The following is a 15,237-nucleotide window of genomic DNA, read 5'->3' on the forward strand; positions in this document are numbered from 1 at the left end:
TTAGGTATTGCTGCACGGCTCTCACTCCTGACAACAGGTCCGCCGTGAAGGAATCCGGAAATGACGACCCTCCAGACCGCTGACAAAGGGCAGGTATTCGAGACTGACTTGCCTGCCAGGCTGGACCGATTGCCGTGGGGGCGTTTCCACACCTTGCTGGTGGTGGCGCTGGGGATCACCTGGCTGCTCGACGGGCTTGAAGTCACCCTGGCCGGTTCTGTCGCCGGCGCGCTTAAAGCCAGCCCGACGTTGAACATGAGCAATGCCGATATCGGTCTTGCGGGCGCTGCTTACATTGCCGGAGCGGTATTGGGAGCGTTGTTTTTCGGTTGGCTGACCGATCGTCTCGGACGACGCAAATTGTTCTTCATCACCCTGGCGCTATACATCTGCGCCACCTTCGCGACGGCATTTTCGTTCAACGTCTGGAGCTTCATGCTGTTTCGGTTTCTGACCGGCATGGGCATCGGCGGTGAATACACGGCCATCAACTCGACCATTCAGGAGTTCACACCTGCGCGCTATCGCGGCTGGGTAGACCTGACCATCAATGGCACCTTCTGGCTGGGCGCGGCGCTCGGTGCGGTGGGTTCAATCGTGTTGCTGGACCCCGAACGCGTGGGCGCCGAACTGGGCTGGCGGCTGTGCTTCGGCATTGGCGCGGTGCTGGGGCTGTTCATTTTACTGATGCGCCTGTGGCTGCCGGAAAGTCCGCGCTGGTTGATGATTCATGGTCGCTCGGGCGAAGCGCGCAAGATCGTCGAGCAGATCGAAGCCAGCATGCAGCAACGAGGGCACGTGCTGCCTGCCGTGAAAGGCAAGCCGCTGCGCCTGCACGCCCGCGACCACACACCGATTGGCGAGATATTCCACACGCTGTTCGTGTCTTTGCGCCAACGCTCGCTGGTCGGCCTGACGCTCCTGACCGCGCAGGCATTTTTCTACAACGCAATCTTCTTCACCTACGCGTTGGTGCTTACTGATTTCTATGGCGTACCGGCTGAACAGGTGGGCTGGTATGTGCTGCCGCTGGCACTGGGCAATTTCTGCGGACCGTTGCTGCTGGGACGGCTGTTCGATCTGGTCGGTCGGCGCATCATGATCAGCCTGACCTACGGGCTTTCCGGTGTTCTGCTGGCGATCAGTGGCTATCTGTTTCAGCAAGGTCTGCTGGACGTGACCCAGCAAGCTATCGCCTGGATGGTGATTTTCTTCTTCGCGTCGGCCGCCGCCAGCTCGGCTTACCTGACGGTCGCCGAAACCTTCCCGCTGGAAATTCGTGCGCTGGCCATCGCGGTGTTCTATGCGTTCGGTACAGGGCTGGGCGGGATCATCGGCCCGACGCTGTTTGGTGAGTTGATCGAGACGCATGATCGCAGCAATGTGCTGATCGGTTATCTCATCGGGGCGGGGTTGATGCTGCTGGCGGCGTTCGTGCAGTCAATCTGGGGCGCGGCAGCGGAACGCAAGTCGCTGGAGGAGGTGGCGCGGCCGTTGTCTCAGGCCAGGGATGATTAGCTGTTGAACACGCCGCGCAGATCCTGGACCGATGCCTTCAGTCCCTGAATCTGCTCGCTGACGGCACGAGCTTCAGTCGAACGCGAGTGGCTCTGCAAGTAAGCGAGATGGCCTGCCATGTTACGCGACACGCGCTCTAGGTCGTCAGCGGTACGCTGTACATAGGCCTGAATGTCTTTGAGTTGCTCGATTTGCACCGGTGCATTCCTGTTGATCGCATCCGAGCGCACTGAGTGAAGAGGTTCCACGAGACAGTTACCAGTCTATCGGCGTTGATGGCATTTTGCTTTAGGGCAGCCGCCAACTTTATGTTCAGGCCTGGTCGTCGTCCTCATCGTCCTGTTCGGAGTAGGAGTCGAGTAACTCGGCCAGCGCCAGGGTGCGATCCAGGCCGGTCAGGCTGGACATGATTTCGGCCACTGCCTGAGTGGCCGCGACCCTGGCGGCTTCGCGTTCGGCATCAGTGTTATTGGGCGTGGCATCCTGCGCCGCTTCAATAATCGACTGCTCAAAGGTATTCATGTTGCTCGCTCTCGAGGGCTGAGCTTGCTGTGATACAGATAATGACCGATTGTTTCAAGATCAATCAGTCGCCTTCATAAGGGAAGTCCTGCAAGGTCTGGGTCAGGGCGACATCCTGCGGCCCTTGCAGGTCGTCCAGCGCCCAGCAGCCATTGGGGTTTTTGACCATTCGCATGCGTGTCGTCTGAGTGGCGGCCGGTTGCTGGGGGGCATCCTTGTAACCCAATAGATAGGTCATTTCGACCACGGCCTGTTTGTCCGCATTCGACACTGTTGCCCATTCGATGGGCTTTTGCACATCGCCGTCCTGGGCATCGGTCCAGGGGTTGGCACCAATGGCACACTGGTCCCCGCCCGGGCCCTGGCAGGTCCAGTCTCTTTTCAGCAGGCTTAGCAACGGTTTCGACAGATAGTCCGCCGCGCCTTTGCCATTGATATAAAAGTCCTGGTGTTTCTCATAGATCCATCGGGCTGTATCGACCGGCGTCGCGGCCGGGCAGGCAGCCTGTGCAGTGGACGAGAGCAGGCAGGCAAAGGCGATCGCAATAGGTCGGGACATGTAACGAAGCTCGCAATTGAAAGACGGACGATGATTGCACCGTGATGACATCGCATTTGTAGTCCTTGCGATCAAAAAAGCAATTGTTTTGTGTCGCGCCACGCAGGCTGTGCCGAAGGGGCTAACGCAGAAGGGTAATTTTCTTCAATACGCCTGTTGTCCCGGCTCATTACCTTGATCGCGTCTTTCTGATCGCGGTCGAGGTTTTTCATGAGTCTGTTCATTTCCATGGCAGCGTTTGCGCTGGCATCGTCCATCACACCGGGGCCGGTCAATATCGTGGCTCTGAGCACCGGCGCCCGTTACGGGTTCTGGTCCGGCATGCGCCATGTGCTGGGTGCGACGTTGGGGTTCACGCTGTTGCTGGTGCTGATCGGTTTTGGCCTGCACGAAACCCTGCGCCAATGGCCCTCTCTGACTCGAATCATTCAGTGGGCAGGCGTGGCGTTTCTGCTGTACATGGCGGTGCGATTGGCGATGGACGATGGCCAGTTGAGCCTTTCACAGCCGGGACGCGCACCTTCGATGCTGCACGGCGCCATCATGCAATGGCTCAACCCCAAGGCCTGGCTGGCCTCGATAGCGGGCATGGGCGTGTTCGTCGCCAATGGCGAGGCGCTGCTGATCGGCCAGTTTGCGGCAATCTATTTCGTTGTCTGCTATGCCTCGCTCGGCTGCTGGGCCTACGCGGGCAGCTTTCTGAGTCACTACCTGCGCAGCGCCAGGGGCGTGCGAGTGTTCAATCGGCTGATGGCGGTGTTGCTGGCAGGGTGTGCGCTGTATCTGGTCATCTGAAACAACGTCTCAGAAGCGGTACTGCCCTGGCGTTGCAGCCAGGTGTTTCTTGAATTCGCGTTGAAAATGCGCCTGATCGGCAAAGCCGGTTTCCTGCGCCACGTCAACGATCAGTCGCCCCTCACGTAACCGGGTGCGTGCATGCTGAATGCGCCGGTTGAGCAGGTAGGCGTGAGGCGTCATGTGGTACCGCTGTTCGAACGAGCGAATCAGGTACGACGCTGACAGGTTCGCCGCGTCGCAGATATCGGCGAGCTTGATGGCCTGGGTGAAATGCTCGTTGATGTACTCGGCAGCGCGCGCCACTTTGGGTGATGGCTTGTCGGGCACTGAAATCTGCTCGCCCAGCGTCTTCTGCATGAGGGTAAAGAAGGACACTGCGGTGCAGTGTTTCTGCAAGGTATCGGACTGCGCATCGACGAGCGTGCGGTACAGCGCAGTCAAGGCGCCGAACAGCGCAGGGTCGCGGCTGTGGGTGGGGGCGAGCGGTTGAAACGCAGCATCGGCTTCATGCTGGATCGCGCCCAGCCAGTCACTGTCGACGTACAGCATCAGGTACGACCACGGCTGGTCCTGGATCGGGTTACAGGCGTGGACATCCCCCGGATTCATCAACACGACAGTACCTGCGGACACGCGCTGCGCGGTCTTCTCGTGCAGGTAAGTGCTTTGGCCGCGCGTGATCGCGCCAATGGAAAAGATGTCGTGGGAATGGCGTGCGTAGCACACCTTGCGGCCATCCTGAACCGAGCGCGCTTCGATGAACGGCAGGTGTTCGTCACGCCAGAAGAACGGCGTGCTGTCTGACGGGCTGAGAGGAGGGTTGGCCATGCTGAAGTCCCTTTTGGCGTGATATTACCTGTGCTGCGCCGAGGGTAGCCTATTGCGGCCGGGCCGTGTCACTGAACTGATCAAGCGGGAGCGCCGTGTGACGCTCCCTCGAACCTGATTACTTCTTGATCGGTACGATGTCGACGATCTGTCCGTTGACCTTCTGGAAACGCACGTACTTGTCATTGATCTGCACCCACTCGCTTTCCTTGGCAGGTGCTTCCAGGCCTTTGCTCTTCCAGTCTTTGATGCTGGAGTCGCTGCGGCGATACTTCTCGGGCACGCGCGAACCCATTTCAAGCTCATGCGTGTTGTCCCTGGACTCGGCCACTTTCGGTTCCGGCGCATCCGCTGCGTGAACGGGCAGGGTGGCGACCGAGAAACAGCCGAGCAACGTCATGCAGGCGATCAACGATTTGCTTTTCATGTGAAGACTCCCAGTCTTGTCGTAATGCGATGGCAAATGCCTTTCGTACTGACTGGGACCTTCACGGTTGAAAATCATTCGATCGGGTTTGCCTGCATCAGCCTTTCAGGGCTGCGCTGATGGTCACGGGCAGCGGCGTGGTGGGACGGCCGATCAGGCGGCTCAACTGGTGACTATCGTCGAACAGCGCGCCTTTGGAGGCTGCGGTGTCTGAGTCGGCGAGCAGATGGGCGTAGACAGCGGGCAAACCTGCCTGCAGCAGCGCGGCTTCGAATTCAGCTTGTGGCATGTCCACATAAGGAATGGTCTTGCCACTTTGCCTGGAGATTTCTGCGGCAAATTCCGACAGGGTGTAGGCCTCATCGCCTGCCAATTCATAAGTACGCCCTGACTGATCTTCTTCTGAGGTCAGCACTGCCACTGCGGCCTCGGCGTAATCGAGGCGCGCCGCCGAACTGATACGGCCCTGGCCCGCGCTGCCCATGAACGCCTCATGCGCCAGTGCGCCGGGAATGGAGGCTGCGTAGTTCTCGGTGTACCAGCCATTGCGCAGCAAAGTGAACGGCACGCCGCTGTCGCGCAGGTAGGCTTCGGTTTCGACATGCTCATCGGCAAGCCCCAGCGCCGAGCTGTCCGCACGCAAAATACTGGTGTAGGCCAGCAATTTGACGCCGGCCTGTCTGGCGGCATCAATCACGGCCTGATGCTGGGGATAGCGCTGGCCTATCTCATTCGAGGAAATCAGCAGCACTTTGTCCGCACCTGCGAACGCACTGGCCAGGGTCGAAGGTTTTGCGTAGTCGCCCTCGCGTACATGCACGCCCAGCGCCGCGAGGTCAGCGGCCTTTTCCGGGCTGCGCACCGCGGCAACGATCTGCGTTACAGGGACGGTTTCAAGCAGCTTTTCAATGACGAGGCGACCCAGTTGGCCGTTGGCAGCGGTGACGACGATCATGACAGTGTCCTTGTGTTCGGTTGAAAGAACGGCGAGCATAGCCATAGCGCTTACCTTTCGTAAGTACGCACAAAAAGGTAAGTGCAATGTCCGATTCATCTTCTCCAATGCCGATCAGCGACGGCGAGTCCATGTTGGCAACCATTCGCCAGGGACAGGTGCTGGCCAGTGACTGCCCGTCCAGAGTGATCCTCAACCATGTCTGCGGACGCTGGGGCGTGCTGGTGCTTATTGTGTTGCGCGGTGGCATGCACCGGTTCAGTGAGGTGCGGCGCAAGATCGGCGGTGTCAGCGAAAAGATGCTCGCCCAAACGTTGCAGCATCTGGAGCAGGACGGCTTCGTGCACCGCAAGGCTCTGCCCGTGGTGCCGCCGCATGTCGAATACCGGCTGACAGCCATGGGTGAGGAGGTCGCGTTGCAGGTAGAGACGCTGGCGCTGTGGGTCGAGACGCACCTGCCGGACATCATGCGTGCCCGCGAAGCGTCACAGATGCTGCGGGAAGAGGCTGAGAATGAACCTGCATGACCGTTTACTGACAGATTCTTCATCCGGTGATTGCCGGGTCAAGCCCCCTGCAATCATCACTTCTTGGTATGGTGCGCGCCGAAATATTTTTTTACATGTTGGCTGCGTCGTTACCTTCACCGAGAAGCTGTAGAAATGCCCGAACCCATTCCTCTTAAAGACCACGAGAAAGAGACGCGGCTGGTCAACCAGCGACTGATCGCCTGCGCCATCCTGGTCGCCGTGCTGGCTGCCTGCCTGGTTGCACGGATGTATTTCCTGCAAGTCACCGAGTTTGATTACCACTCGACCATATCCGAAAACAATCGCGTACACGTGCTGCCGATTCCGCCGGAGCGAGGGTTGATCTTCGACCGCAATGGCGAAGTTCTGGCCGACAATCGCCCCAGTTTCAACCTGACCCTGACCCGCGAGCGCGCCGGTGACTGGCATAAGGTTATCGATGAGCTGATGACGCTGCTGGCCTTGCCGGACGAAGACCGCATTCTGTTCGACAAGGAGTTGAAGCAGGTTCGGCATCCGTTCGAGCCCGCCACGTTGCTGTATGAGCTGACCGAAGAGCAGATCGCGATACTGGCCGTTAACCAGTACCTGCTGCCAGGTGTGGATGTCGCGGCGCAGTTCGTTCGGCATTACCCGTTGGGCGATCACTTTGCCCATTCCATCGGCTATGTCGGGCGTATCAACGAGAAAGAAGCCTCGCAACTGGACAACGAATATCGCGGTACGCAATCGATCGGCAAGACCGGTATCGAACGGTTCTATGAGTCCGAGCTGCACGGCCGGGTGGGCTATGAGGAAGTCGAAACCAACGCCCAGGGCCGCGTATTGCGTGTGCTGAAACACACCGATCCGGTGCCTGGCAAGAACATCACCCTGAGCCTTGACGTGCACCTGCAGGCTGCCGCCGAGAAGGCCCTGGGTGATCGTCGCGGTTCTATCGTGGCGCTGGACCCCGAAACCGGGGAAGTGCTGGCGATGGTCAGCAAACCGAGCTTCGACCCCAACCTGTTCGTGACCGGTATCAGTTTCAAACAGTACGCCGCCTTGCGTGATTCCATCGACCGTCCGCTGTTCAACCGCGTGCTGCGCGGGCTGTATGCGCCGGGCTCGACGGTCAAGCCAGAAGTGGCGATTGCCGGCCTGGACAGCGGCGTGGTCAACGCCTCGACCAAGGTCTTCGACCCCGGCTATTTCCAGCTGCCGGACTTCGATCACAAGTACCGCAACTGGAACCACAGCGGCGACGGCTGGGTGGACATGGACACCGCGATCATGCGGTCCAACGACACGTATTTCTACACGCTTGCGCACAAGCTGGGCATCGACCGTCTGCACGACTACATGACCATGTTCGGCATCGGCCAGAAAGTCTCGCTGGACATGTTCGAAGAGTCGGCAGGACTGATGCCGTCTCGTGAGTGGAAGCGCGCCACGCGCCGTCAGGCCTGGTTTCCCGGCGAAACCGTCATTCTTGGCATCGGTCAGGGCTACATGCAGGTCACGCCGCTGCAACTGGCCCAGGCGACCTCGCTGATTGCCAGCAAAGGTGTCTGGCATCGCCCGCATCTGGCGATCGAGGTCGGACACGTGGCTCCTGTGGATGAGCACCCGATGCCCAACATCGTGCTGCATGACCCGCGTGAGTGGGACCAGGTCAATGAGGGCATGCAGATGGTCATGCACGATCCTCGCGGCATCGCACGGGATGCGGCCAAAGGCGCGCAGTACCGCATCGCAGGCAAGAGCGGTACGGCGCAGGTGGTCGCGATCAAACAGGGCGAGCGTTACAACCGCCTGAAGACACTGGAGCGTAACCGGGACAACGCCTTGTTCGTCGGCTTCGCCCCGGCAGAGCACCCCAAAATCGTGGTGTCGGTCACCATCGAGAACGGCGAGGCGGGCGGCCGCGTGGCAGGCCCCGTCGTTCGTGAAGTCCTTGATGCCTGGCTGCTGGACAGCGATGGCAAGCTCAAGCCGCAATACGCGGTGCCGAGCAAAGCGACCGGCAATCCGCACGCCTGATCGTACCCATCGCGTGTGAGCATGAAGGCATACCCTGTGGGAGGCGGCTTGCCGGCGACGGTGTCAGTTCAGTCACTGATAGGTCGCTTCTGACAAAGCCTCGCCGGCAAGCCGCCTCCCACAGTTCGTTGGCTGCAGCAAGGCGTGTGTAAAACGATGAACGCTGCGCGTCACAAATGGCACAGACTGCTTATCCCGTTCACCGTTTACTCGGCTTCATAGGGCTTTGGCCTGCCCACCTGAACACCCCTCAGTTTTCCGGAACTGTCGAGCGCACAACCGGTCGACCACAACAGGCGTAGCAGAGCGCTGCGCATGTTTCTTCCAGTAAGGAAGCCGAACCCCTTTGCCTCGACAAGGAACCCCGCATGTCCAAGACCATTGCCGATCATCTTGCGCAAACCCTCGCAGCGGCAGGTGTTTCTCACATCTGGGGCGTTTCCGGTGACAGCCTCAACGGCCTGACCGACAGCCTGGAACGCACCGACTCGATTCGCTGGATGCACACCCGTCATGAAGAGGTCGCCGCGTTCGCCGCCGGTGCCCAGGCTGCGAGCAGTGGCAAGCTGGCGGTGTGCGCCGGCAGTTGCGGTCCGGGCAATTTGCACCTGATCAATGGCCTGTACGACTGTCACCGCAACCGCGTACCGGTGCTCGCCATTGCCGCGCATATTCCGTCCTCGGAAATCGGTCTGGATTACTTTCAGGAAACCCACCCGCAGGAACTGTTCAAGGAGTGCAGCCACTTCGTCGAACTGGTCAGCAACCCCGAGCAATTCCCTCGCGTGCTGGAGCGTGCAATGCGCGCCGCGATCAGCCAGAAGGGCGTGGCGGTGATCGTGTTGCCCGGCGATGTTGCGCTCAGTGCCGCGCCGGATGTTCCGGCCAAATGGGTCGAGCCCACGCCGCCGACCGTTGTTCCGGCTGAAAACGACCTGCAGACGATGGTCGAACTGCTCAACGCTTCCAAAGCCACGACCCTGCTGTGCGGTGCTGGTTGCGCGGGCGCTCACGAGCAAATAGTGGCGCTGGCCGAAAAGCTCAGCGCGCCCATCGTGCACGCCCTGCGGGGCAAACAGCACGTCGAGTACGACAACCCGTTCGACGTGGGCATGACCGGCCTGATCGGCTTCAGCTCCGGCTACCACGCCATGCTGTCCTGCGACACACTGGTGATCCTGGGCAGCAGCTTCCCGTACCGTAATTTCTACCCCGAGAAAGCCAAGGTCATCCAGATCGACCTGGACCCGACCCAACTCGGCCGTCGCACACCGGTGACGCTGGGGCTGACCGGCGGTGTGCGTGAAACCCTCGATGCGCTGTTGCCAAAACTCAAGCCGCACTCGGACCGCCGCTTTCTCGACAAGGCCCTCAAGCACTACGCCAAGGCCCGCGAAGAGCTGGACGAACTGGCCACACCAACGCCTGCGGACACGCCCATCCATCCGCAATACCTCACGCGTCTGATCGACGAGCAGGCCGACGCTGACGCCATTTTCACCGTCGACGTAGGCACGCCCACGCTCTGGGCGGCGCGCTACCTGCACATGAATGGCCAGCGCAGCCTGCTGGGCTCGTTCAACCACGGTTCGATGGCCAACGCGCTGCCGCAGGCGCTGGGCGCCAAGGCCGAACACCCGGATCGACAAGTGGTTGCGCTGTGTGGCGACGGCGGCCTGTCGATGTTGATGGGCGACCTGTTGAGCATTCGTCAGTTGAACCTGCCAATCAAAATGGTCGTGTTCAACAACAGTTCGCTGGGCTTCGTCGACATGGAAATGAAAGCCGCTGGCTACGTGCCCCACGGCACCGATTTCCATGAGACCAACTTCGCCGGTGTCGCTTTGGGGGCTGGCATCCTTGGCCTGCGCGTGCAGAGCGCCGAAGAACTGCCCGCCGCCTTGCGCAAAGCCTTCGACCATCCAGGCCCGGTGTTGATCGACGTCGTGACTGCCAAGCAGGAGCTGGGCATTCCGCCAAAAATCAAACTCGCCCAGGCCAAAGGCTTCAGCCTGTACATGATGCGCGCCGTGTTCAGCGGCCGTGGCAGCGAAGTGCTGGAACTGGCCAAGACCAACCTGCGTTAATCACACGAGGGCAGGGGCTCTGCAGGCCGGTCGGCGGGGTGATTCACCCCGTCATTGGTCGGCACCGGTCCCAGGTCGAACGGGTTTACGCCGTCCAGACAGGCGACGTTATAGCCGTATTCATGCGGATTCGAGCGTCGCCGGTGGTGGGTATAAACCCCGCACCGGCCACAGAAATAATGCTCGGCCGTGCGGCTGTTGAACTGATACAGCTTGAGCACACTCTGCCCGTGAATCACGCGAACACCGTCTTGCGCCACCGTCGCCACGATGGCACCCCGACGTCGACATAACGAACAGTCGCAGCGTCTTGGGTCTACGATACCGTCCGGCAAATCCAGCTCCAGCACGACTGCGCCGCAATGACAGGACGCGAGATGAACCGGTTTTATCCCGGTCGGTCCGACTGTTTTGATCATGGGGGTTTCCTCCTTGTCGTTTGTTCAGGTTAACGCCTGAGGGGAAGGGTTGCCCAATCCAGTGGTCGCTTGATGCGCAACATTCATTGGCGAGCGTGATACGGCTTTGCGGTACTATCTGATGTCGAATTGCCATGTAAGCCGCACAAGGATGTCCATCATGCGTGTTCCCCTCTGTCTTGCCCTGATCGCCGCGTTGTCCGGCTGTGCCGACTCTCATCAATGGTCCCCCTTGCAGAACGGCTCTGCCCGAATTGCCAAAACCGACAGGATTTACATCTCGATCCCTGCTGACGGCGAGTATGGCGACCACGTCTATCGCGGCTCGGGTCGTAACACGTCCAGCATCCTTTCCAGCGCTGTCAGCAAACACTCCCGTTGGGTACGCGTAGGCGGCGTGACCGATAACTTTCAGGACGCCATCGAACAGGCGCAGAGCCTTGGCCAGGACGTTCTGATCTTTCCCAAAATCCTGCACTGGGAAGACCGTGCAACGGAGTGGTCGATGATTCCCGACAGGGTTGAGATCAAGTTCGACGTGGTGCAGGTGGCGTCGGGTGATGTGATCAGCTCCGGGATCATCACGGGCAAGAGCGGGCTTTCGACGCTGGGAGGCGATCATCCGCAGGATTTGTTGCCTGAGCCTGTTGCAGAGTTTGTGGATTCGCTTTTTTTCTGATCACTGGCAAACAGCCTCTCAAGGTCGGGTAATTGCTGCGATACAGCGATTCGTTGAAGACCCGACGGGAATTCACTCAGCACACCTATACAATCCTCCCGTCCCACATTCGTGCCTACTGACGTCAAAGCCTCGCCTCGCAGGCACCTTGATCATCAGCCATGGAATCTCTCTCATGAATCGCAACGACCTGCGCCGCGTCGACCTCAATTTGCTGGTGATTTTCGAAGCGTTGATGTTCGAGCGCAATCTCACGCGTGTGGCAGAAAAACTGTTCATCGGCCAGCCTGCGGTCAGTGCGGCGCTGGGTCGGTTGCGTGATTTGTTTGATGACCAGTTGCTGCTGCGCAACGGGCGGGCGATGGAGCCTACGGTTCGTGCGCTGGCGATTCTCAAGGAGATTCGGCCTGCTCTGGACACCATTTCCGGGGCGGTGAGTCGGGCCAAGGAGTTTGCCCCCTCGACCAGCAGCGATGTGTTTCGCATCGGCCTGTCTGACGATGCGGAGTTCGGTTTGCTGCCGCCGTTGCTCTCGCGTCTGCGTGAGGAGGCGCCGGGCATCATTGTGGTGATTCGTCGGGCCAACTACCTGTTGCTGCCTGCACTGCTAGCCTCTGGAGAGATATCGGTCGGGGTCAGTTACACCGTCGATCTGCCGGCCAATGCCAAGCGCAAGAAGTTGCGCGACATCGGTTGCAAGGTGATCCGGGGCGACGCGCGACCAGAGCCGCTGACGCTGGACGAGTACTGCGAGCGGCAGCACGCGATGGTGTCGTTCTCCGGCGATCTGAGCGGCAATATCGATCTGGACCTCGCGCGCGTCGGACGGGCACGCAAGGTCGTGTTGGCGGTCCCCCAGTTCAATGGCTTGCGGGCGCTGCTGGCAGGCACCGAGTTGATCGCCACGGTGCCGGATTACGCAGCGTGTGCGCTGATCGAAGGCTGTCAGTTGCGTGCCGAGGAGCCGCCGTTTCCGATCGTGCCCGCCGAGTTGTCGATGGTCTGGAGCGGAGTGCACGACAACGATCCTGCCGAGCGCTGGTTGCGTGGCCGGATTGCCGAGCACATGTCCGGTCCGCTGGACATCAAGACGCTGCAGTAAGGCAGGCAAAAACAAAGACAGCACATACGTTCAATTTCTGACGCTGGTTTGACGGCAGTATCGTCGACATCCTGAGCCGTACAGATTCGACTGGCCAGGACCTGATATTTACTTCACGTCACTGGAGCCACTGGTCATGTCCGATTCCGTTCGTCTCGACACCGAAGCTCATGTTATCGGCAGTGCGGTCTTCAATGAAGTCGTCACCCTGGTCATCAAGCATCGGGTCAAGACCGGGCAGGAAAGCGCCTACGAGAGCTGGTTGCGTCGCATCGTGACCATTGCCAGCGGCAAGCCCGGCCATCTGGGCGTGGATGTGATCCGCGCGAAAGAAGGCGGTTTGCAGATGTTCACCAGCGTGCTGCGCTTTCATTCGACGCAGGCCATGCAGGACTGGCTGGACTCCGATGAGCGCAAAAAGCTGGTGCAGGAAGCAGAGCCTATGCTTGCCGATGGCGATCAGACCCTGGTCAACCCGCACAATGAATTCTGGTTCACGCCGAACAGCGAAGAAGGCAGTCCGCCGCCACGCTGGAAGCAGGCGTGCGTCTCGTTCATGGTCATCCTGCCCCTGACGTTGTTCGTTCCCCTGTTCTGGGGGCCGATTTTTGCCCGTGTCCCCTGGCTGTCCAGCTACTTCGTCAGCACCGCGCTGGTGACCGTGACCATCGTTCTGCTGGTGGTCTACCTGATGATGCCTGCCGCAACGCGTCTGATGGCGCCATGGCTGAACGCGTCCGCGAAAAAACCACAGGGAGGGTGATCCGATGACAGATGACAAAACCGATCTGCAACGACGCCGCTTCCTTGCCAAGAGCTCACTGCTGAGCGCGGCTGCGGCGATCCTGCCTTCTCTGTCTTTCTCCGGCCTGGCCGGTGCCTCTCAATCTTCCGCCAAAGGTGTAGCGATGAATGCCGAACTGATTCTGTTCAATGGTCAATTCCATACGGTTGACCGCGAAAAGCCCAAGGCCAGCGCTGTGGCGATCAGCGGTGGCCGGTTTGTCGCGGTGGGCAGTGATGCAGACGTCATGGCCTTGCGCGGCAGTGCGACACAGGTGATCGACCTCAAGCAGCGCACGGTGATTCCGGGTCTCAATGACTCTCACCTGCACCTGATTCGTGGGGGTCTGAACTACAACCTCGAATTGCGCTGGGAGGGTGTGCCTTCGCTGGCCGACGCACTGCGCATGCTCAAGGATCAGGCTGATCGCACGCCGACCCCGCAATGGGTGCGTGTAGTGGGCGGCTGGAACGAATTTCAGTTTGCCGAAAAACGCATGCCGACCCTGGAAGAGCTCAATCAGGCCGCACCTGACACGCCGGTGTTCGTGCTGCACTTGTATGACCGCGCCTTGCTCAACCGTGCCGCTTTGCGCGTGGCAGGCTATACCCGTGACACACCGAACCCGCCGGGCGGCGAGATCGTTCGTGATTCGCAGGGCAACCCGACCGGCATGCTGGTGGCCAAGCCCAACGCGATGATTCTGTATTCGACGTTGGCCAAGGGGCCGAAGCTGCCGTTGGAATATCAGGTCAACTCGACGCGGCAGTTCATGCGCGAACTCAACCGCCTGGGCCTGACCAGTGCCATCGACGCCGGTGGCGGCTTCCAGAACTACCCCGATGATTACGCGGTGATCGAACAGTTGGCCCGGGAAAAACAGCTGACCGTGCGCATCGCCTACAACCTGTTTACCCAGAAGCCCAAGGAAGAGCTGGCGGACTTCAAGAACTGGACCAGCACCGTCACGCTGCATCAGGGTGATGACTTTCTGCGGCACAACGGGGCAGGGGAGATGTTGACCTTCTCGGCCGCCGACTTCGAGGATTTCCTCGAACCTCGTCCGGATCTGCCGACTGGCATGGAAGGCGATCTGGAGCCTGTCGTCCGTCACCTGGTCGAGCATCGCTGGCCGTTCCGCCTGCATGCCACCTACGACGAATCCATCAGCCGCATGCTGGACGTGTTCGAGAAGGTCAATCGCGACATTCCGTTCAATGGCCTGCCGTGGTTCTTCGATCACTGCGAAACCATCACGCCGAAGAATATCGAGCGCGTTCGTGCGTTGGGCGGCGGGATTGCGATCCAGGACCGTATGGCGTTTCAGGGTGAGTATTTCGTGGAGCGTTATGGCGCCAAGGCCGCCGAGATGACGCCGCCGATCAAGCGCATGTTATCCGAAGGCGTGCCGGTGGGCGCAGGTACCGACGCCACGCGAGTGTCCAGCTACAACCCCTGGACCTCGCTTTACTGGATGGTCAGCGGGCGCACGGTTGGCGGTCTGGAACTCTATCCCGAAGGACTGCCACGCGAGACCGCGCTGGAACTCTTCACCCATGGCAGCGCCTGGTTCTCGTCCGAGCAGGGCAAGAAAGGCCAGATCAAGGTCGGGCAACTGGCGGATGTCGTGGCGCTTTCGGCGGACTACTTCAGCGTCGAGCCTGAAGCCATCAAGTGGATCGAGTCGGTGCTGACGGTCGTCGACGGCAAGGTTGTGTACGGCAGCGGCGACTTCGAAACCCTGGCGCCACCCAGCCCGCCGGTACTGCCGGACTGGTCGCCGGTGGCCAGGGTTCCAGGCCATTGGCGTCCCACCTCACCGATGCTCGCCCAGGTACATCAGTGCAGCGGCCCTTGCGCCGTGCACGTCCACAGCCATGAACGGGCGCGGCTTTCCAATGCCCCGGTCAGCGATTTCCAGGGCTTCTGGGGCGCTTTCGGCTGTTCCTGCTTCGCCTTCTGATCACATTACCCAGGACTGCACGGGGCCGTAGCGCCCCGTGCCAT

The 15,237-nt window shown here is 60.2% G+C and carries 17 protein-coding genes; 9 read left to right on the forward strand and 8 right to left on the reverse strand.

Annotated elements, in window-relative coordinates:
- Positions 1–60 precede the first annotated feature (60 nt).
- Positions 61–1,518: an MFS transporter gene (locus tag BUB69_RS01100; protein WP_073161884.1), complete on the forward strand. Its 1,458-nt coding sequence runs from the start codon at positions 61–63 to the stop codon at positions 1,516–1,518.
- Here the strand turns inward: BUB69_RS01100 and BUB69_RS01105 are convergent.
- From BUB69_RS01105 to BUB69_RS28760, 4 genes are all read right to left on the reverse strand, one after another.
- On the reverse strand, positions 1,515–1,715 hold the full coding sequence (locus BUB69_RS01105) for a hypothetical protein (RefSeq protein ID WP_073161885.1): 201 nt from the start codon (positions 1,713–1,715) through the stop codon (positions 1,515–1,517). The two genes, BUB69_RS01100 and BUB69_RS01105, sit on opposite strands and share 4 nt — an antisense overlap.
- A gap of 115 nt (positions 1,716–1,830) precedes the next feature.
- Positions 1,831–2,040, reverse strand: coding sequence for a hypothetical protein (locus BUB69_RS01110; RefSeq protein WP_073161886.1), 210 nt, complete (start codon positions 2,038–2,040; stop codon positions 1,831–1,833).
- A 64-nt stretch (positions 2,041–2,104) separates the two neighbouring features.
- Positions 2,105–2,599 (reverse strand): DUF3828 domain-containing protein, encoded by a 495-nt coding sequence (locus BUB69_RS01115; RefSeq protein WP_122695757.1) that lies wholly within the window; start codon positions 2,597–2,599, stop codon positions 2,105–2,107.
- A 71-nt stretch (positions 2,600–2,670) separates the two neighbouring features.
- Positions 2,671–2,811, reverse strand: coding sequence for a hypothetical protein (locus tag BUB69_RS28760; protein WP_163032038.1), 141 nt, complete (start codon positions 2,809–2,811; stop codon positions 2,671–2,673).
- On the opposite strand from BUB69_RS28760, the gene BUB69_RS01120 reads away from it, so the two are divergent.
- Positions 2,810–3,394, forward strand: a complete 585-nt coding sequence (locus tag BUB69_RS01120) for a LysE family translocator (RefSeq protein ID WP_163032039.1) — start codon at positions 2,810–2,812, stop codon at positions 3,392–3,394. The genes BUB69_RS28760 and BUB69_RS01120 overlap by 2 nt on opposite strands.
- Positions 3,395–3,403: 9 nt before the next feature.
- Here BUB69_RS01120 and BUB69_RS01125 read toward each other — a convergent pair whose 3' ends face one another.
- The 3 genes from BUB69_RS01125 to BUB69_RS01135 all read right to left on the reverse strand — a co-directional run bounded on the left by BUB69_RS01125 (position 3,404) and on the right by BUB69_RS01135 (position 5,607).
- Positions 3,404–4,225 (reverse strand): helix-turn-helix transcriptional regulator, encoded by an 822-nt coding sequence (locus BUB69_RS01125; protein WP_073161888.1) that lies wholly within the window; start codon positions 4,223–4,225, stop codon positions 3,404–3,406.
- Positions 4,226–4,343: 118 nt separating this feature from the next.
- On the reverse strand, positions 4,344–4,652 hold the full coding sequence (locus BUB69_RS01130) for an RcnB family protein (protein WP_073162233.1): 309 nt from the start codon (positions 4,650–4,652) through the stop codon (positions 4,344–4,346).
- 97 nt (positions 4,653–4,749) lie between these two features.
- The gene (locus BUB69_RS01135; RefSeq protein WP_073161889.1) at positions 4,750–5,607 is read right to left on the reverse strand and encodes an SDR family oxidoreductase; all 858 of its coding nucleotides are present in this window, start codon (positions 5,605–5,607) and stop codon (positions 4,750–4,752) included.
- 86 nt (positions 5,608–5,693) lie between these two features.
- On the opposite strand from BUB69_RS01135, the gene BUB69_RS01140 reads away from it, so the two are divergent.
- The 3 genes from BUB69_RS01140 (at position 5,694) to poxB (ending at position 10,246) form a co-directional block, all read left to right on the forward strand.
- Positions 5,694–6,134 carry a winged helix-turn-helix transcriptional regulator gene (locus BUB69_RS01140; protein ID WP_073161890.1) on the forward strand — a complete coding sequence of 147 codons (441 nt, stop codon included), beginning with the start codon at positions 5,694–5,696 and terminating at the stop codon, positions 6,132–6,134.
- Positions 6,135–6,269: 135 nt separating this feature from the next.
- Entirely contained in the window at positions 6,270–8,159 is a 1,890-nt protein-coding gene (mrdA, locus tag BUB69_RS01145; RefSeq protein ID WP_073161891.1) for a penicillin-binding protein 2, read from the forward strand.
- 368 nt (positions 8,160–8,527) lie between these two features.
- Positions 8,528–10,246 carry a ubiquinone-dependent pyruvate dehydrogenase gene (gene poxB / locus BUB69_RS01150; protein ID WP_073161892.1) on the forward strand — a complete coding sequence of 573 codons (1,719 nt, stop codon included), beginning with the start codon at positions 8,528–8,530 and terminating at the stop codon, positions 10,244–10,246.
- On the opposite strand, the gene BUB69_RS01155 is transcribed toward poxB, so the two are convergent.
- A complete protein-coding gene (locus tag BUB69_RS01155) occupies positions 10,243–10,665 on the reverse strand; it encodes a GFA family protein (protein ID WP_073161893.1) in 423 nt (140 codons plus the stop codon). The two genes, poxB and BUB69_RS01155, sit on opposite strands and share 4 nt — an antisense overlap.
- 160 nt (positions 10,666–10,825) lie before the next feature.
- Between BUB69_RS01155 and BUB69_RS01160 the strand changes: the two genes are divergently transcribed.
- From BUB69_RS01160 to BUB69_RS01175, 4 genes are all read left to right on the forward strand, one after another.
- Complete coding sequence (locus BUB69_RS01160) at positions 10,826–11,344, forward strand: DUF4823 domain-containing protein (RefSeq protein WP_084537019.1); 519 nt, start codon at positions 10,826–10,828, stop codon at positions 11,342–11,344.
- A 175-nt stretch (positions 11,345–11,519) separates the two neighbouring features.
- The gene (locus tag BUB69_RS01165; RefSeq protein ID WP_073161895.1) at positions 11,520–12,446 is read left to right on the forward strand and encodes a LysR substrate-binding domain-containing protein; all 927 of its coding nucleotides are present in this window, start codon (positions 11,520–11,522) and stop codon (positions 12,444–12,446) included.
- Between the two features lie 136 nt (positions 12,447–12,582).
- A complete protein-coding gene (locus BUB69_RS01170) occupies positions 12,583–13,209 on the forward strand; it encodes an antibiotic biosynthesis monooxygenase (RefSeq protein WP_073161896.1) in 627 nt (208 codons plus the stop codon).
- 145 nt (positions 13,210–13,354) lie between these two features.
- On the forward strand, positions 13,355–15,193 hold the full coding sequence (locus BUB69_RS01175) for an amidohydrolase (protein ID WP_073162234.1): 1,839 nt from the start codon (positions 13,355–13,357) through the stop codon (positions 15,191–15,193).
- The last annotated feature ends 44 nt before the right edge of the window (positions 15,194–15,237 follow it).

It is taken from the genome of Pseudomonas asturiensis (assembly GCF_900143095.1).
GTDB classification, from domain to species: Bacteria; Pseudomonadota; Gammaproteobacteria; order Pseudomonadales; family Pseudomonadaceae; genus Aquipseudomonas; species Aquipseudomonas asturiensis.